A 20,888-nucleotide genomic window follows, 5' to 3' on the forward strand; every position below is an offset into this window, starting at 1 on the left:
TCGTGGGGTGCCGATGTAACGCCTCTTCCCCTCGTCTTGCCCCGGGGCTTGACGACGGCGAAGCGCTGTGGGATGGTCGCGCCTTCTGTACCGGCGCTGCGCGAAACGGATCCGAATCCGGGCCCTGGGGCATGCTCGGGCGCACGCTCTGGCACGCGGGCGCGCGTTTCGGCACGCGCTGGATCAGAACGGTGGGCGCCCCGGATCGGGTGGGTCTGGGATCGTGGTGGCGACGGTGAAGGCGACGAGTGGTGGTGGTGCGTCTTCGCGGTAGATCCGTCCGGTGGGTGAGGTCCAGATCAGCCTTCCGCCCGCGAGTTGTTGGACTCGCCATCGGGTGTGGTGTTTGACGTCGTGATGGCGTTTGCAGAGGTTGGCGAGGTTGCACACGTGCGTCGCGCCGCCGTCGGATGCGGCGATGGTGTGGTCGATCTCGCAGCGGATGGCGGGTTGCCGGCATCCGGGGAACCGGCAGTGCCGATCGCGGGCTCGCAGCAGCCGCACCATCCCTGCGGTGGGCCGGTAGGTGTCGCACTCGAGGACGGTTCCGGTGACGGGGTGGGTGAGCAGCCGATCCCACGAGGTCGCGTTGCCGGCGAGTTCGCGTGCGGTGGCGGCGTCGATGGGCGAGCGTCCGGCCAGGTCAGCCGGCCCCTCGTCCTGACCCATCAGCGTGAGGGCCGATACGGCGACCTGCACGTGAGCGCGGATTGCCCCGAGCGTTCCGCCGCCGTCACCGGTGCCAGTCGGGTCGAGCGCCGGCGATCCAGTCAGGAGGAGGTCGCTGAACACGTCGGCGCGGACCTGATCGATCGTGCGGGCATCGTCGACGAACGACGACCCGTCGCCCTCCGCGCTCTCAGCTTCGCTATCCACCTCGGAGCCCGCCGCACTCTCGCCAGCCGCGTCAGCCGGGGCCCGGGCGTTGATAATCTCCCGGGCCTGCCGGGTCAGCCGGTCCACGATCCCGTCGGCGATCACGGTGGGCAGTGTCGCGATGAGATCCGACATTCCGTCTGGCCCGGCCTGCACCCACACGCACCGCCCCGCGGCGGCGTCTTCGTGCCGCTCGGTGAACGTCCGCGGGTGCATCCGCTCGGCGATCATCCGCAGCGCCTCGCGCACCCGGTTGGGCGTCTCGCCCTCGCACCGCTCGACCGCAACCCGCTCGAACTCCGCCCGCTCCGCCACGGGCACGATGCACCCGACCTCCTGAATGGCCCGCACATGCCCGCGCACGATGCGCCCCGCCTCCCACGCGGCCATCGTCACCGGGTAGTTCTCGACCAGATCGCGCGCCTCGTCGATGCGCCGCTGCAGGGTCCGGTCGGTCGCGACGAACACTCCGGCAAGTTCCGCGGCGATGCCCCGCAACGCCATCTCGCGCGCCTTGACCTTCTCCGATGCCCCAGCAGCCTGCTTCTCCGCGAGCACACCAGCCGCCGCGAGCACCCGAACCTCACGGATCTGCGCCGCCCGCGCAGCATCCGCCGCCCCCTCGGCATCCGCGACGAGCTGAGCGAGGGCGTCGACATCGCCGTCGCTGCCCATCCCGCTGCCGAGCCCGCCATTCGAATGCATGTTCTAATGTTGCCACGAACCCCCGACATCGGCCCGCGACTTTCCACAGGCGCCGCAACGCCGCAAGCGGTGCCTCCGCCACAAGACGCTGATGTCCGAGCGGAGCAGGGTGGGGAGTTCTCCCCATCGACCCGGGCCGATCGGTGCCGATAGGTTTTCTGTGTCGGCTCCGGAGGGGGGTCGGGACATCTACTTTCAGGAGGGCCGTCATGGCTGATTTCGGTGCATCTTATGGCGAGATGGAGCAGGTTGCGAGCTCGCTGGCGCAGGCTCGTGATGACATTCAGGGTCAGCTGGACACCCTGAAGTCGCAGGTCGACACGCTTCTGGGCGACGACTTCAAGACGCAGCACGCGTCGGGCAAGTTCGGTGAGGGCTACTCCGAGCTCACCACCGGTCTGAAGAACGCGGTCGATGGCATCAACGACATGTCCGAGTCGCTGCTGGGCATGATGCGCGCGATCCAGGACCTCGACCAGCAGCTCGCCGGCAGCTGATCGGTTCGCGACATCGATGCGGTGCGGACCGGGCTGCATCCTGGTCCGCACCGAACTGAGGCGGTGTTGCGTTCGATGATCGTCGACGATGTGATCGAGCGGCGACAGGCACCAGACTTCATCCCCGCAGACCTGATCACTGCGAACGCGAAGGAGCAACCCGGGTGGCGCGAGTGACGGCGGAGACGCCGCAGGAACTGGCGCAGCACGCGACCGGCTGGGATCGAGTGTCGTGGTGGAAGCTCGAGGCCACCGCGTTCCGCGCGCACCCCGAGGTGCAGTTGGCGCTGGCCCGGTTGGCGCCGCGTGGGGCCTGGAGCTCGCTCGTGCCCGATCGTCCCGTTTTCGTGCAGCCGCTGCTCGCTTTCGCCCAGATCGCCTCCCTCGTGATCCCCGCCGTCGCCGCTTTCGCCTCGTTGCGAGCGGTGCTCATCGAGGGCGATCAACTGGATCTCGCGGTGGCGGGCACGGCGATGGGCGTCGCCGCCCTCATCGCGTTGTTCGGGGTGCTGTCGCAGCGAGGCCGCCCTGAGAGCGTGCACCCGCGCACCATGCGCACGATCGGCATCGTCCATCTGATCTCCGCGTTGGCGGTGGCGGTCGTCGCGGTGCAGGCACTCCTCGATGATCGGCTCCTCGGCGCGTGGGGCATCGCCGGCGTGCTGGTCGACCTCGCGCTCGGCGCCTTTCTGACGATCCGCCAGCGCCGGATGCCGACGGATGAGAACCGTGACAACGTCGAGCGTGCCGGTGCAGGCTTGAACCGTCGGATCGACGCGCTGCCACCCGCAGCGGCGGCGGCGACCCTCACGACGATCGGGGAGGCCGTCGACATCCTCGCCTCGCGTGGGCTGATCAGTGCTACCGATGCAGCGCGCGCGCGCCGCGCACCGTTGGGTCTGCTCGCGGCCACGATGACCGCCGTGGCGGGCATCGTCCTGACGGGATGTGGAGCGACGGTGGCGCAACCGGCGGGAGACGAGCTGTACCAGGAGGCGGAGAGCCTGTACCTCGACTTCCGCGAGACGACGAATGGCGTGCTGGCCGTCATCAACGAGGGGCCGTGGGAGGTGCGGACGTACGGGATGACCCCATCCGGTGTCGGGTGCGACGACGGCTGGAAGTTCGACCTGACACGCACGACCACGATCGATCCGGCAGAGGTGGCTGGCAGGCGCGACGCTGTCGCGCAGCACCTGGTGTCCGAAGGCTTCGATGTCGACGGCATGGACCTTGCGTCGGGCGAGGTCGCGTCTAGCGACGTGATCGTCCGTGAGCAGGGCGTCTACTCCCTGCTCACGGTGACGCTGGTCGACAACGGGAACGTCGTCGTCACCGCCACGTCGCCGTGCAAGCCCGGCGACAAGTTCGAGCTCAGCCGGATGCTGTTCGGCAAGGGCCCCCTGCCTGAGGGGTATCTCCCCGACCGGGAATCTCCCTCCGACCCCGTGTTCTTCGGCACCGACCGCGGCGAGCGCTGACTCTCAGTCTGAGTAATGTGAGGCTCACGAACAGGGGAGATCATGTCGAGCATGGCCGCCATCGGCGGGGGTCGTTCGGAGCAGGCGACATGACGTCGGGGCCCGCCGCGCGTTTCGCGGCAACGCGCCGCACGTGGGAGCCCATCGACTGGTGGCGTCTCGAAGCGCGTGCCTGGCAGGAAGCGCCCGAGGTGCGCCGGGTCATGACCTTCTTAGCGCCCACCTCGGTGTTCCGGGAGTTGGCTGCCCACTCGGGTCGGCACCCCGTGATGACGATCCTGCTTCTGATCTGGAATCTCGTCGGGATGGCGGCGCCGGTGGTTGGTGCTGCGCTGCTTCTCGGGTGGGTGTTCGGCCGAGCGGATATCGCCGCGGTCGGCGCTGCTGGTGTCGTCTTCGCCGTGGGTGCCGTGGTCGCCGGTGCCGGGCTGCTCGCGAGCGGGAGTGATGGGGGCCGCGTCGACGCGGGATCCGCTCACGCGGTCGGCTGGATACACGCTCCGGCAGCGGCCGGCGCGCTGGTCGTATCAATCCTCGCAGCGACCCAGGATCAGGCCGAGGGCATGTGGGGCATCGCGCCGATCGCGGCAGATCTCATTGTGGGCGCGTTGTACTTCGTGGTCTTCCGGCGCAAGCCGACGGACGGCTCCGCACGCTGGAAGGGGACGGTGGATCGGCTCGCCGCGGCCATCGCCGCCCTCGATGAGGACACACGCGCCCGCATCCTGGCGGATGTCGGCGACGCCATCGATGAGCTCGAGACCGCGGGCCGCATCACGGAGTCCATCGCGACGGACGCGCGGCAGACGCCGCCCGGTATGCTCGGCGCACGCTTCGCGCCCCGCCGCGCTTGACCGGGCGCTGACGCCCGCCCGAGCGACGAGCCTCATTGAGAACGGACTCCCGCCGCGCGCTTGTCAAGGGCACCGGGTCGCGTGATTCGGCCTGAGTAGTGTGAGCCTCACGAACAGGGGAGATCACATGCAGGCATGGCCGGGTTCCGCGTATCCGCTCGGAGCGACCTACGACGGCAACGGGACGAACTTCGCCCTCTTCAGCGAAGGCGCCGAGAAAGTCGAGCTCTGCCTCTTCGATGAGGACGGCACCGAGACGTGCGTCGAGTTGCGCGACGTCGACGCCTTCGTCTGGCACGCCTACCTGCCGAACGTGCAGCCGGGGCAGCGTTACGGCTACCGCGTGCACGGTCCGAACGACCCGGCCGACGGCAAGCGGTTCAACCCGAGCAAGCTGCTGCTCGACCCGTACGCCAAGGCCGTCGAGGGTCAGATCGACTGGGGACAGCCGGTGTTCGGCTACAACTTCGGCGAGCCGGACTCGTTCAACGACGAGGACTCGGCCGCTCACATGATGAAGGGTGTCGTCGTCAACCCGTTCTTCGACTGGGCGGGCGACCGTCAGCCGAAGATCCCGTACGCCGAGAGCGTCATCTACGAGGCTCACGTGAAGGGCCTGACGCAGCTGCACCCCGACATCCCCGAGGACATCCGCGGGACCTACGCCGGGCTCGCGCATCCCGCCGTGATCGACCACCTCAAGAAGATCGGCATCACGGCGATCGAGCTGATGCCGGTGCACCAGTTCGTCAACGACTCCACGCTGCAGGAGAAGGGCCTGTCGAACTACTGGGGCTACAACACGATCGCGTTCTTCGCGCCCCAGAACACCTACTCGGCCACGGGCGACCACGGCCAGCAGGTGCAGGAGTTCAAGGCGATGGTCAAGGCGCTGCACGCCGCCGGCATCGAGGTCATCCTCGACGTCGTCTATAACCACACCGCCGAGGGCAACCACATGGGCCCGACCCTCTCGATGCGCGGCATCGACAATGAGGCCTATTACCGGCTCGAGGACGACGACAAGCGCTACTACACCGACTACACCGGCACCGGGAACAGCCTCAACGTCGGCAACCCGCACGCACTGCAGCTGATCATGGACTCGCTGCGCTACTGGGTGACCGAGATGCACGTCGACGGCTTCCGCTTCGACCTCGCGGCGACGCTGGCGCGCGAGTTCTACGACGTCGACCGGCTGTCGGCGTTCTTCGAGCTCGTGCAGCAGGACCCGATCGTCTCGCAGGTCAAGCTCATCGCCGAGCCGTGGGACATCGGCCCCGGCGGCTATCAGGTCGGCAACTTCCCGCCGCAGTGGACCGAGTGGAACGGCAAGTACCGCGACACCGTCCGTGACTTCTGGCGCGGCGAGGCTTCGACGCTCGGCGAGTTCGCCTCTCGGCTCACCGGCTCGGCCGACCTCTACGAGCACGACGGCCGGTGGCCGGTGGCATCCATCAACTTCGTCACCGCGCACGACGGCTTCACGCTGCGCGACCTCGTGTCGTACAACGAGAAGCACAACGACGCCAACGGCGAGGACGGCAACGACGGCGAGTCGCACAACCGCTCGTACAACATGGGCGTCGAGGGACCCACCGACGACCCGCACGTGCTGACGATGCGCGCCCGCCAGCAGCGGAACTTCCTCGCGACGCTGCTCCTCAGCCAGGGCGTTCCGATGATCTGCCACGGCGACGAGCTCGGCCGCACGCAGCAGGGCAACAACAACGGCTATGCGCAGGACAACGAGCTGACCTGGATCCACTGGGACCAGGTCGACCAGCCGCTCATCGAGTTCACTGCGGCCCTCGCGCGCCTGCGCCGCCTGCACCCGACGTTCCGGCGCAGCCGGTTCTTCGACGGGCGCCCCGTGCGCCGCGAAGAGGGCGCCCCGGTGCCCGACATCATGTGGCTGCGCCCGGACGGCACCGCGATGCAGCCCGAAGACTGGGACTCCGGGTTCGGGCGGGCGGTCGGCGTCTTCCTCAACGGCGACGGCATCCGCGAGCGCGACCGTCGCGGCGAGGACATCTCCGACGACCACTTCTTCGTGCTGTTCAACGCCGGTGACGACGAGGTGGAGTTCACCGTGCCCTCCGACCAGTACGCGGACCGATGGGAGGTGCTGATCGACACGAGCGGCGAGCTCGTCGGCACCGACCCGCTCGAGGGCGGCAACGCGCTGCAGGTCCGTGCCAAGTCGCTCGTCGTCCTGGGGGAGTACACCGAGCCCGAGCCCGAGACCGACCACTCGGTGGCGGCCTCGCTTGCGGGGTACACGACGCCCATCGACATCGTTCCCGCCGAGGCGCCGACCCCCGAGGTCACGGGCCGATGACGGCTCCGATCTCGACCTACCGGCTGCAGATCCGACCGGCGTTCGACCTCACGGCGGCCGCCGAGGTCACGGACTACCTCCGCGACCTCGGCGTGGACTGGGCCTACCTCTCTCCGCTGCTCGCGGCGGCGGAGGGGTCGGACCACGGCTACGACGTCGTCGACCCGACGATCGTCGACCCGCGCCGCGGCGGCGCCGAGGGGCTCGCGCGCTTCTCGGCCGCCGCCCGCGGTGCCGGACTCGGTGTGCTCGTCGACATCGTGCCCAACCATCAGGGCGTCGCGGTTCCGGCCGAGAACCCCTGGTGGTGGGACGTCCTCCGACACGGTCGCGCATCAGTCCACGCCGAGGCGTTCGACATCGACTGGGAGTACGGCGGGGGCAAGGTCGGCCTGCCGATCCTCGGCTCCACGCTCCGCGAAGCCGTCGCCGCCGGTGAGATCGAGGTCGCGCCGGTGACAGCCGACGAGGCGAACGGCGCTGAGGGTGTCGCTCGCTACTACGACCACGTGCTGCCGCTCGCCGACGGAACCGCACCCTCGGCGGCGACCACCGACCCCGCCACCGTGGATGCCGTGCTCGCCGCGCAGCACTGGCGTGCCGCATTCTGGCGCGACGACGCGACCGAGCTGAACTACCGGCGCTTCTTCGCCGTGAACACGCTCGCGGGTGTACGCGTCGACGTGCCGGCGGTCTTCGAGGCGAGCCATGTCGAGATCCTCCGCTGGCTGCGCGAGGGCTTGGCCGACGGCCTCCGCATCGACCACCCCGACGGGCTCGCCGACCCCGGCGGATATCTCGAGCAGCTCGCCGAGGCGACCGGCGGCGCGTATGTCGTGGTCGAGAAGATCCTCGAGCACGCCGCCACGGATCACGCCGAGCAGCTGCCGTCCTGGTGGCCGACCGCCGGTACGACCGGGTACGACGCGATGGCCGAGATCGACCGCGTGCTCATCGATCCCGCCGGCAAGGGTCGACTCGACGAGCTCGACGCCGCGCTCCGCTCGGCCGATGCCCCCGCGTCGTACGACGAGATCGTGCGCGAGGCCAAGCGTGCGGTCGCCGATACGCTGCAGGCCGCAGAGGTGGGGCGTCTCGTGCGCTGCCTGCCCGATGAGGTGCGCGAAGCGCTGGGAGCGGATGTCGCGCGCGACGCGTTCGCCGAACTCCTGACGAGCTTCTCGGTGTACCGCGTCTATCCGCCGGTGGGTGACGAGCTCGTCGCCGAGGCGGTGGCCGCGGCATCCGCATCCCGCCCCGATCTCGCCGACGCGATCGCGATCCTCGCCCCGCTGGTCACGGCGGGCGACACCGAGCTGAGCCGCCGCTTCGGTCAGACGACCGGGCCGGTCATGGCCAAGGGCGTCGAAGACAGTGCGTTCTACCGTTATCCGCGTCTCGGCACGCTCACCGAGGTGGGCGGCGACCCGGGCGTCTTCGCCCTCGACGTCGCGGGCTTCCACCTCGCGCAGGCGAACCGTCAGGCGATGTGGCCGCAGGCCCTCACGGCGCTGAGCACCCACGACACCAAGCGCAGCGAAGACGTCCGCGCCCGGCTGTCCGTCATCGCCGAGCTGCCCGACCGCTGGTCCGACGCCCTCGGGCGCCTCCGGGCGATCGCCTCGACCGGCGACGGACGCCTCGACGACCTGCTCTGGCAGGCGATCGTCGGAGCGTGGCCCGCGTCGCCCGAGCGGCTGCGCGACTACGCCGAGAAGGCCTCGCGCGAGGGCGGGATCGTCACCTCGTGGACGGATCCCGACGAGGATGCCGAGGCTCGCATCGCCGCACTGGTGGATGCCGCGACCTCGGGTGACGCCCGTGCGGTGGTCGAGGAGGTCGTCGGTGAGCTGACGGCTCCCGGGCGTTCGAACTCCCTCGCCGCCAAGCTGCTGCAGCTGACCGCGCCCGGGGTGCCCGATGTCTATCAGGGCTCCGAGCTGTGGGACCTCTCGCTGGTCGACCCCGACAATCGTCGCGACGTCGACTTCGCCGAGCGCCGCGAGCTGCTCACGAAGCTCGACGGCGGATGGCATCCCGAGATCGACGACTCCGGTGCGGCGAAGCTCCTCGTCGTCTCGCGGGCGCTCCGCCTGCGTCGCGATCGTCCCGAACTGTTCACGCGCTACGCCCCGCTGCCGGTCGTCGGCTCCGCCGCCGACCACGCGATCGCCTTCGACCGCGGCGGCGCCGTCACCGTCGCGACGCGCCTGCCCGTCGGCCTCGCCGCGCGCGGCGGATGGGGCGGCACAGTCGTGATGGTTCCGCCGGGGCGCCACGTCGACCAGCTGACCGGCCATGCCTGGAACGGCGGCGCGGTGCGCTTGGCCGACCTGCTCGACACGTACCCGGTGGCGCTGCTCGCCGCCGAACGTCCGACCGCCGAAGGGAAGAACGCATGATCGAGGTATGGGCGCCGCGCCCCGAGCGGGTGCGGCTGCGACGGCCGGATGCCGCGGACGTCGAGCTCTCGCGCTCGGCGGACGGCTGGTGGTCGGCCGACGTCGACCTCGGCCCGGGCGATCGGTACGGCTTCGTCCTCGGCGACGGCGACGACGCGCGCCCCGACCCGCGCTCGCGGCGGCAGCCTGACGGCGTCCACGGTCTGTCGGCGATCGACGACCCGTCGTCGTTCGCGTGGACCGATCAGGCCTGGACGGGAAGGTCGCTCGCCGGCGGCATCATCTACGAGCTGCACATCGGCACCTTCACGAGCGCCGGCACGCTCGACGCCGCCATCGGGCGCCTCGACCATCTCGTCGAGCTCGGCGTGACCCACATCGAGCTCCTTCCGGTCAATGCCTTCAACGGCACCCACAACTGGGGCTACGACGGGGTGCTCTGGTACGCCGTCCAGGAGAGCTACGGCGGGCCGGACGCGTACCGCCGATTCGTCGATGCCGCGCACGGGGCCGGTCTCGCCGTCATCCAGGACGTCGTCTACAACCACCTCGGGCCTTCGGGAAACTACCTGCCCGAGTACGGTCCGTATCTTCGCGACGGTCGCCGCAACACGTGGGGCGACAGCGTGAATCTCGACGAGGATGCCGTTCGCGAGTACATCATCGGCAACGCCGAGATGTGGTTGCGCGACTTCCACGTCGACGGGCTGCGGCTCGACGCCGTGCACGCGCTGCACGACGACGACAGCCCCGTTCACATCCTCGGCGAGATCGCCGACCGCGTCGACGCGCTCGGCACGCACCTCGGGCGCCCGCTGACGCTCATCGCCGAGAGCGACATGAACGACCCCGTCATGATCCTGCCGCGCGAGGCGGGCGGGCACGGGATGACGGCGCAGTGGTCGGACGACTGGCACCACTCCGTGCACGTCGCGCTCACGGGCGAGACGGTCGGCTACTACGCCGACTTCGACGCGCTCGACGCCGTGCCGAAGACCTGGAACTCGGGCTTCTTCCACGACGGCACCTACTCGTCGTTCCGGGGCCGCGAGCACGGCCGTCCGATTCCGGCCGAGTCGCCGTCGTGGCGGCTGGTGACCTTCGCGCAGGATCACGACCAGATCGGCAACCGCGCGGCGGGCGATCGGCTGTCGGCGACGCTCGACGCCGACCGGCTCGCTGTCGCGGCCGTCCTGACGCTGACCGCGCCGGGAACCCCGATGCTGTTCATGGGCGAGGAGTGGGGCGCGTCCACACCGTGGCAGTTCTTCACGTCGCACCCCGAGCCCGAGCTCGCCGAGGCGACCGCTGCCGGACGGAAGCAGGAGTTCGCCGAGATGGGCTGGGATGAGGACCTCGTTCCGGACCCCAACGATCCGGCGACCTTCCTGCGGTCGAAGCTCGACTGGACGGAGGTCGGCGAAGGCGACCACGCTCGCCTGCTCGCGCTGTACCGCGAGCTCGGACGGCTGCGCCGTTCGGTGCCCGACCTGACCGACCCGCGATTCACCGCGCGCGGTGCCGGTGCGGCGGAAGGTGAGGGCGGCCGGCTCTACGACCTCCAGCGAGGTCGTGCACGCGTGCTCGTGAACCTCTCCGAGGCGCCGTGGCGGCTCGAGCCGAACGGCGACGTGGTGTGGCTCGAGACGCTGCCGAGCCGGATCGTCGACGATCTGCTCGTCGTCGAGCCGAACTCGGCCGTCATCGTGGGGCCGGATCTGTCAAGCGGATGACCGGCCGCGGGGTCGGATCTACCGTGAAGGGATGAGCACCACAGCGCACCACGCCGCCCGCCCTCCGCAGAAGTCGTCGGACCTCGTCCGGCAGATCGCGGTCATCTCGGCCGTCGTCTTCATGATCATCGCCGCGATGGTCGGGACCGGGCTCTTCGGCGGGACGAACGTGCGCGATCTGCAGGGCGGCGCGCTCGACGCCGACTCGACGGTGCTCGCGCCGGGAACTCAGGCGTTCAGCATCTGGTCGGTCATCTACCTCTTCATGATCGGCTACACGATCTGGCAAGCGCTGCCCGCGCAGCGCTCCCGCGACCGGCAGCGGCTCGTGGGATGGTGGATCGCGCTGACCGCCGTGCTCAACGGGGGATGGCTGCTCGCGGCGCAGTTCACGACCTTGCCGCTGACCGTCGTCGCGATCGTGGCGCTCCTCGCCGCCCTCGGCTGGACGTTCCACCTGCTGGTGCGCTCGCGGCCGCAGTCGGTCGGCGACCGGCTGCTCATGGACGCCACGGTGGGCCTGCACCTCGGATGGGTCTCGCTGGCGACGGTCGCGAACGTCACGGCGTGGCTCAGCCGCACCGTCCCCCAGTCGTGGGGCATGCAGGCCGACGTGTGGGGTGTGGCCGTGCTCGTGCTCGTGGCCGCCGTCGGCGTGGGCATCGCAGCCTTCTCGCGCGGGCGCCCCTCGCCGATCATCGCGCTGTCGTGGGGCCTGGCGTGGGTGGCCATCGCCCGCACGACCGATCAGCCCCACTCGACGCCGGTCGCCGTCGCCGCCGTCGCGGTCATCGTCGTGGTCGCCGCCGCCGCAGCCGTGACGGCCTGGCGCTCGAACGGCCGCGAGCACCGCGGCATCCTGCGCCGCACCCGCACAGCCTGATCGGTCGCCTGACCGGCCGCGCCGATACATTCGTCGGACCCATGGTGCTGGTGTCGCCTCGAACGTCGTCGGAGGCGACATCCGCACCACCGATCCGACGGTTGTATCGCGCCCGGCGTCAGAACGTCGCGGCGAACGCGGCGAGGAAGCGGCTCGGCTCGGTCACGGGGGCCGCGAGCACGCGGGCCGCGACGCGGTCGTAGTCCGCCGCGTCGAAGTAGCCGTCGTTGCGGTAGATCGTCATGCGCTCGGTGAAGTCCTGCGGCGTCGGCTCGGGGTGGAACTGCGTCGCGTACAGGCGATCTCCCACGCGGTAGGCCTGCACGGGACAGGCGCTGTTCGTGGCGAGGAGCACCGCCCCGGCGGGAAGCGTCTGCGTCCCCTCCTTATGTGCGGTGAGCGCGGCGAAGGTGGGAGAGAGCGAGCCCAGCAGCGGGTCGACCCGGCCGGCCTCCGTCAGGGTCACATCGGTCGGGCCGGTGTCCTCGGGGTAGTCGCGCGAGATCGTGCCGCCGAGGTAGGTCGTGGCCACGCCGATGCCGAAGCAGGTGAACAGCGCCGCCGTCCGAGCGGATGCCGCCGCCTCGACGATGCGCGCGAGGTCGGCCTCTAGGCGCAGCTGGCCCTCCGGCTTCGCGCCGGGATCGTCAGTGGCGTTGAAGGGGCTGCCGCCGACGACGAAGCCGCGCCAGCGCGTGAACGCGTCCGCGGGCAGGGCGTCGCGCGTCAGATCGATGCGCTCGAGCTGGGACTCATCGAGGCCCATGGCGGTGCGGAACGACGCGTACTCCGCGTCCGCGGCCGCCTGCTGCGGGCGCACGCAGACGTACACGAGCGGGGCCATGCCGAAAGTCTATGGTTCCCGCCGAGTCGAGCCGGTGGGGATGACCTTCCGTGACGAGCGGAGGACAATGGCCGGATGACCGCCCGCGTGATCATCTCAGACCCCAGCGAGCTCATCGCGGTGCTCGACCGGCTCGACGTCGCCGCCGCGCGCCGGGGCTGGCGGGTGCGCCGCCCCGTCGACGCGGCCGGCATCGAGTCGCGGGCGCGGGACGCTCGCACGGCGATCCGGTTGCCCGCTCCCGTCGTGGTCGAGCTCGAGGCGGATCCGGATGCCGCCGCGCCGGACGACCCGATCGACGCCGCCGCCCTGCTGAGCCGCGCTCCGGTTGCGGGTGCGATCCCCGACGGGGCGCGGCGGCTGCACGGGGCGTGATTCGGGCGACCGGCGTCGGGGGTGGGTGTTAGCGCGAGGAGTTCGCGGTACGGCCGCGCACGATCCCGATGAACGTCTCTACCAGCGGCGTGGTCGCCTCCGTCGGCCAGGCGAGCGCGACCGTCGACGTCGGAGCGTCGACCACGGGCCGGTACGTGGTGTCTTTGCGGTGATGCAGTCGCGCGAGCGACATCGGCACGAGCACGATGCCGACGCCGGTGGCCGCCGTCGCGACCGCGTCACCCGTCGTGGCAATGGCGGAAAAGGCGGGGGCGATGGCGCCGGGGACCTCGATACCCAGAGCGTCATCACCGGTCACCATGACGACCTCCCCGGCGAGGTCGGCGAGGGTCAGCTCATCGGCGACGGTGAGGGACGAGTCGGCGCTGCACACGGCGACCGTGATCTCGTCGTAGAGCGGGATGATGCTCAACCCAGCGCGTTCGATCGGAAGCCGCACGAGGGCGGCGTCGACCTCACCGCTCGCGAGGGCGGCGGCTTGGTCGACGAACTCGAGGGTGACGAGATCGACCGGGTTCGCGGGCATCCGCTGCTTCCACACGTCGATCCACTTGCCGGGTGTGGCACCCGGGGCCGCTCCGAGGCGGAAAGCGCCGAGGCCGCTCAGGTCCGGTGCGGCGGCATCCGACTCGCGGCGGGTTCCCGAGGTGCGGTCTGCCTTGCGGGCCACGGACCGCTGCCCGGATGCCGGGGCGCCGCGGTGCCCGGGGGCACCGCCGCCTCGGCCGCCGCTACGAGCGGGGCGGCCCGAGGAACGTCCGGGTGTCATGCCTGAAGCGTATCCCGGCGGGTCAGGCGGCCAGACGCAGTCCGCGCTGGTCGGTCGCCACGTGCTCGCCGTCGGCGATGTTCTCGTCGTCGCCGATGAGCGAGCCACCGGCGACGTGCGCGTGCGCTCCGATGAACGCGCGGATGCCGATCTTCGCCCGCGGACCGATGGCGGCGCCGGAGCCGACGTGCGCGTGCGGTGCGATCTCGACGTTCGGGCCGATGACGGCTTCGCGCTCGATCCACACGCCACGGCCGATGTGAACGCCCGCGGCGACCTGGACTCCGGGTTCGACGTAGGCGCCTGCTTCGACCAGTGCGGTCGGGTGCACCTTGGCCCCGTTCGCGATCAAGCCCCGACCGTTCGCGTGCTTGCGGTAACGCAGCGTCTCTCCGCGGTCGTTCTCGATGTCGATGTAGTTCTTGCCCACGATCCCCTCCGACAGTTCCGGGTCCGGTACTGAGTACTGGAAACAACCCCGCGACCCGCGTTTTCATTCCCACGAATCATTCGGAGCGGCAGGTCGACCGGTTTGCTGGAACAAGCGTGCGATGCGCAGCCGCCGAGGTCGAAGGGGTGTGCGAGCTGACCTTCGCGCGATAACATGCCGCCGCCGCGGGGCTTGCTTCCACTCGCGCCCCGGTTTGCGAGGATGGGCGGGTGGAGCCTTCTCGCGCACCGTCGACCGGACCTTCCCTCGTGTTCGAGGCGGCGCTCACGCGCCACACCCGCGCGGAGGATCTGCTCGGCATCGTGACCGGCACATTCGTGGCATCCCTCGGCCTCTACCTGTTGCAGTCGTCGGGCTCGGTGACCGGCGGCACCGCGGGCCTCGCGCTGCTTCTCGGTTATGCGACCGGATGGTCGTTCCCGGTGCTGTTCGCAGTCGTGAACGCGCCGTTCGCCGCGCTGGCCCTGTGGAAGAAGGGGGTGTCGTTCACGATCCGCACCTTCGTCTCGATCGGCCTGGTCTCGGCGTTCACCTTCGTGCACCAGCACCTGCTGCAGTTCGCGAGCATCGAACCCATCTACGGCACGCTGGGCGGCAACCTGCTCGCCGGCGTCGGGCTGCTGATCCTGTTCCGCCACCGTTCGAGCCTCGGCGGGGTGAACATCATCGCCCTCGTGCTGCAGGAGCGCATGGGCTTCAGTGCGGGATGGACCCAGATGATCTTCGACGTCGTGATCATCGCGTCCGCGCTGCTGGTGCTGCCGTGGCCGGCGGTGCTGCTCAGCGCTGCCGGAGCGGTCGTGCTGAGCGTCGTGCTCGTCCTGAACCACCGCCCCGGTCGCTACATCGGCCGCTGAGTGCAAGCGTCGGATCGCTCCAGACCCGGCGGGGTTCAGCTCTGGCAGCGCGGGCACCAGAAGATGTTCCGCTCGCTCGTCGGCAGCGCTCCGATCTCGCCGGCGCGGATCAGCGTCCCGCACCGGCGGCAGGGCTTGTTCTCGCGGCCGTAAACCCACATCCGCTGCCCGGGCCGGTCGTTGCCGGTGAAGGTGCGCGCCGCGCGATCGCGATTGGCGTGGATCATCCGGTACCCGGTCTCGAGCACGGCGGCCGCGTCGATCTCGGTGGCGGGGGTCATGGGCAGGATGCCGCGAACGAAGAGCAGCTCGTTCGCGTAGACGTTTCCGAAGCCGGCGACGTTCCGCTGGTCGAGCAGGGCGACGTGCGCGGCTCGGGGGTCCGCGCTCACGCGACGCACCGCTTCGGCCAGATCCCAATCGGGGCCGAGCAGGTCGGGCCCGAGGTGGCCGACGAGGCGGTCCTCGTCGGCGGTGGGGAGGACCTCGACCATCGCGAGCTCGAAGCCGACGGCATCCCGATCGCGCGTTCCGACGATCGCGCGGGCCTGGAACGCGGGTGCCCGCCAGCGCTCGCCGTGGCGGTAGACGTGCCAGCGACCCTCCATCTTCAGGTGCGAGTGCAGGCTGAATGCGCCCATGCGCAGCAGCAGGTGCTTGCCGCGGGCGATCGACGACGAGACGCTCTCGCCGCGCAGGTCGGCTGTCGCACTGCCGGGAACACGGATGTCGAAGCGCGTGACCTCCTGTCCGACGAGCGCCTCACCCAGCTTCCGCGCGGCTCGGAAGACGGTGTCGCCCTCAGGCACGCTCGCTGCTTCCGGACATCGCCGCCCGTGAGCCCGCGGTCAGCCGGCGCAGCGTGAGGCCGCGCGACGACTCGACGAAACCGCCTGCGCGCAGCGCCCGCCCGGTCGGGGTGTTGTAGACGAACTCGCCGTTGACCTGCTCGACGGTGAGTGTGTCGAGGCGGCGCGCCTGAGCCGTTCTCACGAGATCGGCTGCGGCCGCGGTCAGCACCTCTTCGTCGTCGGTGAAGGCGAGCGCCGAACGCCCACCCCGCTCGAGATAGAGCACGAGCGCACCGTCGACGAGCACCACGACGCCGCCGGCCTTCCGGCCCGGTCGATGCGAGACGCCCTCGAGCGCCGGCCAGCCGAGGGCTGCACCGTAGGGATTCGCCGGGTCGGTCGCGGCCAGCGTGACCGCACGCCGCGGCGGCGGGTCGGGGAGCGCCGCGAACTCACGCAGGCGGTCGACGGTGACGGATGCCGCGAACTGCGCGGCGCCGAGGGTCTCGATGACATAGCCGCGGCGGCAGTGGCCCGCCTCTTCGAAGCCCGCGAGAACGCGATAGACCTGCGCGAAACCGCCGGGAACACCCTCGGACTGCACGCTGCCCCGGGTGACGACGCCGTAGCGGTCGAGCAGGAGCCCCGCCGATGCCGTGACGCGGAGCGACGGATCGGGCTCGACCGTGGGCAGGAGCGACCACCGGCCGCCGAGCGTCGACGGGCGCGGCGCCGCCGGCGTCGTGGGGCGCGCGAGCGGTGTGCCGCGATACAGGCGGGACCGCGGTGTGCGGCGGGCGCTGCGGTGCGCCTGCGAACCGCCCGAGAGGAGGGATCGGACCGGCGTGAACGTGTCGTTCGTCAGGCGGCCCGCCCACGCGAGACGCCAGAGTGCGTCGAGCACGCTCTGCTCGTTGGGGGCGCCGATCGCGGCGACGAGCTGCCCCGCGAACCAGCCGCCGCCGACGGCGAGAGCCTCGAGAATCCGGACGTCGAAGTCGCCCGACGTCGACGACTCGTCGGCCTCGGAGTCGGCGTCGGCCAGCGCCAGGGTGAGCGGCGCCATGTCGGCGGGATGGAGCGCGATCCAGCCGTCGCGCCCCGGCAGGGTGCCGTGCCCCGACCAGACCACCTCGCCCGTCGCGGTCAGCTCGTCGAGCATCCCGGGTGCGTAGTCGCGCACGCGCGAGGGCAGGACGAGCGACTCCCAGGCGCTCGCAGGAATCGGCACACCGGCGAGCTGCTCGATCACGGCGGCGACGCCGTCGACGCCCTCGAGCGGCCGGGTGACGTGCTGCCACACGGGCAGGAACCGCGCGAACGCCTCGGGCGATACCGGCTCGACGCTGCCCCGGATAGCCGCGAGCGACCGCATCCGCAGCCGGCGCAGCACCTCGGAATCGCACCACTCGAGGTCGTCGGCCTCGCTGCCGGAGGTCTCAGGCAGGAAGTAACCGCTCGCGATGCGCCCCTGCGACTCGAGCCGCTGCAGTGTCTGACGCGCGACGGCGGTGCCGATGCCGAGACGCGTCGCGACGTCCGCGGTGCGGAACGGCCCATGGGTGCGGGCGTGCCGTGCGACGAGGTCGGCGAGGGGATCGACGACGGGTTCGAGGAACGCGGTGGGGATGCCCACGGGAAGCGCCGCGCCCAGCGCGTCGCGCAGGCGGCCGGCATCCTCGATCGCCGCCGTCCGCTGCGTGCCTGCGATCGTGACCGGGATCGCGCGGCGGGCGGTCACGAGCTGTTGCAGCAGGTCGGCGGCCTCGGCGACCCGGTGCTCGGGAGGAGATTCGCCGTCCGGCGGAACGGGCGCGGCGCTCGCATCCGCCGCTGTGCCGATTTCCTCCGCTGTGCCGGTGCCGGTCCCGGTGCCCGCGGACTCTTCGAGGCGGGCTGCGACCTCCCCGGGGTCGAGCGGGCCGAGGATGCGGAGCAGATCGGCGACGCCCTCGACCCCGCGCGCGCGTCGGTCGGGAGCGAGACGCTGGGCCTCGCGCTCGAACTGCGCGATGACCTCGGGGTCGAGCAGCTCGCGCATCTCGACCTTGCCGAGCAGCTCCGACAGCAGCGCGGGATCGACGGACAGGGCCGCGGCGCGGCGTTCGGCGAGCGGCGAATCGCCCTCGTACATGAAGGCGCCGACGTAGCCGAAGAGCAGATCGCGGGCGTACGGCGACGGCTGCGATGTCGTCGTCTCGACGAGGCGGATGCGGCGGTCGGCGATGCTGCGGGTGATGCGCAGGAGTGCCGGAAGGTCGTAGACGTCCTGCAGCACCTCGCGAAGCGTCTCGAGGATGATCGGGAACGACGGATGCCGCCGCGCGACCTCGAGCAGCTGCGCCGAGCGCTGCCGCTGCTGCCAGAGCGGCGCGCGTTTGTTGGGGTTGAGCCTCGGCAGCAGCAGGGCCCGCGCCGCGCACTCGCGGAAGCGCGAGGCGAACAGCGCCGATCCGCCGACCTCGTCCGTGACGATCTGTTCGAGCTCGTCGGCGTCGAAGACGAAGAGGTCGGCGCCGGGCGGTTCGGCAGCCGCGTCGGGGACCCGCGCGATGATGCCGTCGTCGCTCGCGACGGCTGCGCCTTCGACCCCGAGACGCTCGCGGATGCGTGCGTTGACGGCCAGCGCCCACGGAGCGTGCACGTGCATGCCGTACGGGGAATGCAGGATGACGCGCCAGTCGCCGACCTCGTCGCGGGAGCGCTCGACGGTCAGCGTCCGGTCGGTGGGTAGACTGCCGGTCGCCTCGCGCTGCTCGGCGAGATGCGCCAGGAGGTTCTCGATCGCGTAGTCGTCGAGCCCCGATTCGCGCAACCGCTCGGACGCCTTCTCGGGACCGGCCGCCGACACCTCGCGGCTGAACTTCCCCAGCGCCTCGCCGAGCTCGGCGGGACGCCCCAGTCCGTCGCCGTGCCAGAACGGGAGCTTGCCCGGCTGGCCGAACGCGGGCACGACGTTGACCCGGTCATGAGTGATCTCGACGATGCGCCAGCTGGTCGTGCCGAGCGTGAAGACATCGTTGACGCGCGACTCGTAGACCATCTCCTCGTCGAGCTCGCCGACGCGCGCGTTACGGCTCTCGCCGGCGACGAAAACGCCGAACAGACCGCGGTCGGGGATCGTGCCACCGCTCGTGACCGCGATGCGCTGCGCTCCTGGGCGCCCCGTGAGCGTGCCCTGATCGCGGTCCCAGACCAGGCGTGGACGCAGCTCGGCGAACTCGTCGGAGGGGAAGCGGCCCGCGAGCAGATCGAGCGTCGCTTCGTACGCCGAGCGGGGGAGCGTGCGGAAGGGGGCGCTGCGCCGCACCGTCTCGAACCAGGCCTCGACCTCGATCGTGCCGGTCGCGCACGCGGCGATCGTCTGCTGGGCGAGGATGTCGAGGGGATTCTGCGGAACCGCGATCGCCTCGATCTTGCCCGCCAGCATCCGCTCGGTCACGACCGCGGTGTGCAGCACGTCGCCGCGGTGCTTGGGGAACAGTGCTGCCCGGCTGACCTCGCCGACCTGGTGGCCGGCGCGTCCGACGCGCTGGAGTCCGGATGCCGCCGACGGCGGTGCTTCGACCTGGATGACGAGGTCGACGGCCCCCATGTCGATGCCGAGCTCGAGGCTCGAGGTCGCCACGACGCAGCGGAGCACACCCGACTTCAGCTCGTCTTCGACCTGGGCGCGCTGCTCCTTCGACACCGAGCCGTGATGCGCCTTCGCGAGTACCGGCTCGGCGCCGGCGGAGGCCCCGGCCTGCGCCATCATGCCCGCAGGGACGGCGGGCTCGGGAAGGTCGCCCCCGAGACGCTCGGTGTAGATCTCGTTGAGCCGTCCGGTCAGGCGTTCGGCGAGCCTGCGCGAGTTCGAGAACACGATCGTCGAGCGGTGCTGCAGGATGCGGTCGACGATCGCCTCCTCGACGTGCGGCCAGACCGACCCCGTGACCTCCGTCGCCTGCGGGGCGCGGTACCAGGCGCCGTCGCCATCGTCGTCGTCCCCCTCGTCGTCTCCGTCATCGCGACCGCCCGCAGCGCCGGGGGCACCCGCATCCTCGGCGCCGGGTGGGGCCGGGGGATGCAGCATGTCGGGGATCGGCACGACGACGTTCAGGTCGAACGCCTTCGACGCCTTCGGTGCGACGATCTCGACGGGGGCCGCGCCGCCGAGGAAGCGCGCCACCTCGTCGATGGGACGCACCGTGGCGGAGAGGCCGATGCGCTGAGCCGGCTTCTCGAGGATCGCGTCGAGGCGTTCGAGGCTTACGGCCAGGTGCGCACCGCGCTTCGTGGCCGCCACGGCGTGCACCTCGTCGACGATGACGGTGTGGACGCCGCGCAGTGTCTCGGATGCCTGCGAGGTGAGCATGAGGTAGAGCGACTCGGGCGTCGTGATGAGGATGTCGGGCGGTCGGGCGACCAGGGCGCGCCGGTCGGCTGAGGAGGTGTCGCCCGATCGCACTCCGACCGTCACGTCGGGGACGGGCTGACCGAGGCGGCGCGCCGACTGTCCGATGCCGACGAGGGGCGACCGCAGGTTTCGCTCGACGTCGACGCCCAGCGCCTTCAGCGGTGAGACGTACAGGACGCGGGTGTCGGCCGGCGCGGCATCCGCCTTTCTGCGCTTCGCCGGTTTGTCGTCGACGGGGCCGGCCGCCACCTTGTCGCGGAAGATGCGGTCGATCGCCCAGAGGAACGCGGACAGGGTCTTGCCCGACCCGGTCGGCGCGACCACGAGGGCGTGCTTGCCGGCGGAGATCGCGTCCCACGCACCGGCCTGCGCCGACGTGGGCTTCGAGAACGCGCCGCGGAACCAGTCCGCGGTGGGCGCGGAGAATCGGGCGAGCACATCGGCCATGCCTTCATCTTCGCGCGGACCTCCGACATCGGCGCGGCCTTGCGCCCGCGGCATCCGCCGTGCCAGGTCCTGCCGTGCCCCGCTGCCCGCGCGCTACCCCGCGAGGTCCCACTTGAGCCGGGAATCGGGCGCACATTCCCGGCCCAAGTGGGACCTCGACGC

15 protein-coding genes are annotated in these 20,888 nt (G+C 70.8%); 9 read left to right on the forward strand and 6 right to left on the reverse strand.

What is annotated here, in order from left to right; genetic code table 11:
• Positions 1-183 precede the first annotated feature (183 nt).
• Entirely contained in the window at positions 184-1,581 is a 1,398-nt protein-coding gene (locus ACLBWJ_RS10610; protein WP_447660267.1) for a DUF222 domain-containing protein, read from the reverse strand.
• Positions 1,582-1,790: 209 nt separating this feature from the next.
• On the opposite strand from ACLBWJ_RS10610, the gene ACLBWJ_RS10615 reads away from it, so the two are divergent.
• The 7 genes from ACLBWJ_RS10615 (at position 1,791) to ACLBWJ_RS10645 (ending at position 11,772) form a co-directional block, all read left to right on the forward strand.
• On the forward strand, positions 1,791-2,078 hold the full coding sequence (locus ACLBWJ_RS10615) for a WXG100 family type VII secretion target (RefSeq protein WP_112617469.1): 288 nt from the start codon (positions 1,791-1,793) through the stop codon (positions 2,076-2,078).
• A 164-nt stretch (positions 2,079-2,242) separates the two neighbouring features.
• Positions 2,243-3,559: a hypothetical protein gene (locus ACLBWJ_RS10620; protein ID WP_323986701.1), complete on the forward strand. Its 1,317-nt coding sequence runs from the start codon at positions 2,243-2,245 to the stop codon at positions 3,557-3,559.
• A gap of 89 nt (positions 3,560-3,648) precedes the next feature.
• Positions 3,649-4,413 (forward strand): hypothetical protein, encoded by a 765-nt coding sequence (locus tag ACLBWJ_RS10625; protein ID WP_447660268.1) that lies wholly within the window; start codon positions 3,649-3,651, stop codon positions 4,411-4,413.
• Between the two features lie 127 nt (positions 4,414-4,540).
• Complete coding sequence (gene glgX, locus ACLBWJ_RS10630) at positions 4,541-6,754, forward strand: glycogen debranching protein GlgX (protein ID WP_114588808.1); 2,214 nt, start codon at positions 4,541-4,543, stop codon at positions 6,752-6,754.
• A complete protein-coding gene (gene treY, locus ACLBWJ_RS10635) occupies positions 6,751-9,156 on the forward strand; it encodes a malto-oligosyltrehalose synthase (RefSeq protein WP_447660269.1) in 2,406 nt (801 codons plus the stop codon). Before glgX ends, treY begins: the two co-directional genes overlap by 4 nt.
• Positions 9,153-10,889 (forward strand): malto-oligosyltrehalose trehalohydrolase, encoded by a 1,737-nt coding sequence (gene treZ, locus ACLBWJ_RS10640; protein ID WP_447660270.1) that lies wholly within the window; start codon positions 9,153-9,155, stop codon positions 10,887-10,889. The genes treY and treZ overlap by 4 nt, the downstream gene beginning before the upstream one ends.
• A gap of 31 nt (positions 10,890-10,920) precedes the next feature.
• Positions 10,921-11,772: a tryptophan-rich sensory protein gene (locus tag ACLBWJ_RS10645; protein ID WP_447660271.1), complete on the forward strand. Its 852-nt coding sequence runs from the start codon at positions 10,921-10,923 to the stop codon at positions 11,770-11,772.
• A gap of 118 nt (positions 11,773-11,890) precedes the next feature.
• Here the strand turns inward: ACLBWJ_RS10645 and ACLBWJ_RS10650 are convergent, their stop codons facing one another.
• Positions 11,891-12,616 (reverse strand): glutamine amidotransferase-related protein, encoded by a 726-nt coding sequence (locus tag ACLBWJ_RS10650; protein WP_282501579.1) that lies wholly within the window; start codon positions 12,614-12,616, stop codon positions 11,891-11,893.
• 75 nt (positions 12,617-12,691) lie between these two features.
• Here ACLBWJ_RS10650 and ACLBWJ_RS10655 point away from each other — a divergent pair, with 75 nt between their 5' ends.
• Complete coding sequence (locus tag ACLBWJ_RS10655) at positions 12,692-12,991, forward strand: hypothetical protein (protein WP_274179253.1); 300 nt, start codon at positions 12,692-12,694, stop codon at positions 12,989-12,991.
• 28 nt (positions 12,992-13,019) lie between these two features.
• On the opposite strand, the gene ACLBWJ_RS10660 is transcribed toward ACLBWJ_RS10655, so the two are convergent.
• Together ACLBWJ_RS10660 and ACLBWJ_RS10665 are read right to left on the reverse strand one after the other, a co-directional pair.
• The gene (locus ACLBWJ_RS10660) at positions 13,020-13,781 is read right to left on the reverse strand and encodes a LysR substrate-binding domain-containing protein (RefSeq protein WP_447660272.1); all 762 of its coding nucleotides are present in this window, start codon (positions 13,779-13,781) and stop codon (positions 13,020-13,022) included.
• A 22-nt stretch (positions 13,782-13,803) separates the two neighbouring features.
• Entirely contained in the window at positions 13,804-14,211 is a 408-nt protein-coding gene (locus ACLBWJ_RS10665) for a UDP-3-O-(3-hydroxymyristoyl)glucosamine N-acyltransferase (protein WP_023953942.1), read from the reverse strand.
• Between the two features lie 230 nt (positions 14,212-14,441).
• Between ACLBWJ_RS10665 and ACLBWJ_RS10670 the strand changes: the two genes are divergently transcribed.
• Positions 14,442-15,089 carry a YitT family protein gene (locus ACLBWJ_RS10670; protein ID WP_112617752.1) on the forward strand — a complete coding sequence of 216 codons (648 nt, stop codon included), beginning with the start codon at positions 14,442-14,444 and terminating at the stop codon, positions 15,087-15,089.
• A gap of 35 nt (positions 15,090-15,124) precedes the next feature.
• On the opposite strand, the gene ACLBWJ_RS10675 is transcribed toward ACLBWJ_RS10670, so the two are convergent.
• Positions 15,125-15,898: a DNA-formamidopyrimidine glycosylase family protein gene (locus ACLBWJ_RS10675; RefSeq protein ID WP_404568942.1), complete on the reverse strand. Its 774-nt coding sequence runs from the start codon at positions 15,896-15,898 to the stop codon at positions 15,125-15,127.
• Complete coding sequence (locus tag ACLBWJ_RS10680; protein WP_447660273.1) at positions 15,891-20,726, reverse strand: Lhr family ATP-dependent helicase; 4,836 nt, start codon at positions 20,724-20,726, stop codon at positions 15,891-15,893. The genes ACLBWJ_RS10675 and ACLBWJ_RS10680 overlap by 8 nt, the downstream gene beginning before the upstream one ends.
• Positions 20,727-20,888: the final 162 nt, after the last annotated feature.

The organism is Microbacterium sp. M4A5_1d (assembly GCF_053345465.1).

Coding starts and splice junctions, on each gene's coding strand:
- ACLBWJ_RS10610 (WP_447660267.1), bottom strand. CDS start 1,581: ATGCATTCGAATGGCGGGCTCGGCAGCGGGATGGGCAGCGACGGCGAT.
- ACLBWJ_RS10615 (WP_112617469.1), top strand. CDS start 1,791: ATGGCTGATTTCGGTGCATCTTATGGCGAGATGGAGCAGGTTGCGAGC.
- ACLBWJ_RS10625 (WP_447660268.1), top strand. CDS start 3,649: ATGACGTCGGGGCCCGCCGCGCGTTTCGCGGCAACGCGCCGCACGTGG.
- glgX (WP_114588808.1), top strand. CDS start 4,541: ATGCAGGCATGGCCGGGTTCCGCGTATCCGCTCGGAGCGACCTACGAC.
- treY (WP_447660269.1), top strand. CDS start 6,751: ATGACGGCTCCGATCTCGACCTACCGGCTGCAGATCCGACCGGCGTTC.
- treZ (WP_447660270.1), top strand. CDS start 9,153: ATGATCGAGGTATGGGCGCCGCGCCCCGAGCGGGTGCGGCTGCGACGG.
- ACLBWJ_RS10645 (WP_447660271.1), top strand. CDS start 10,921: ATGAGCACCACAGCGCACCACGCCGCCCGCCCTCCGCAGAAGTCGTCG.
- ACLBWJ_RS10650 (WP_282501579.1), bottom strand. CDS start 12,616: ATGGCCCCGCTCGTGTACGTCTGCGTGCGCCCGCAGCAGGCGGCCGCG.
- ACLBWJ_RS10655 (WP_274179253.1), top strand. CDS start 12,692: ATGACCGCCCGCGTGATCATCTCAGACCCCAGCGAGCTCATCGCGGTG.
- ACLBWJ_RS10660 (WP_447660272.1), bottom strand. CDS start 13,781: ATGACACCCGGACGTTCCTCGGGCCGCCCCGCTCGTAGCGGCGGCCGA.
- ACLBWJ_RS10680 (WP_447660273.1), bottom strand. CDS start 20,726: ATGGCCGATGTGCTCGCCCGATTCTCCGCGCCCACCGCGGACTGGTTC.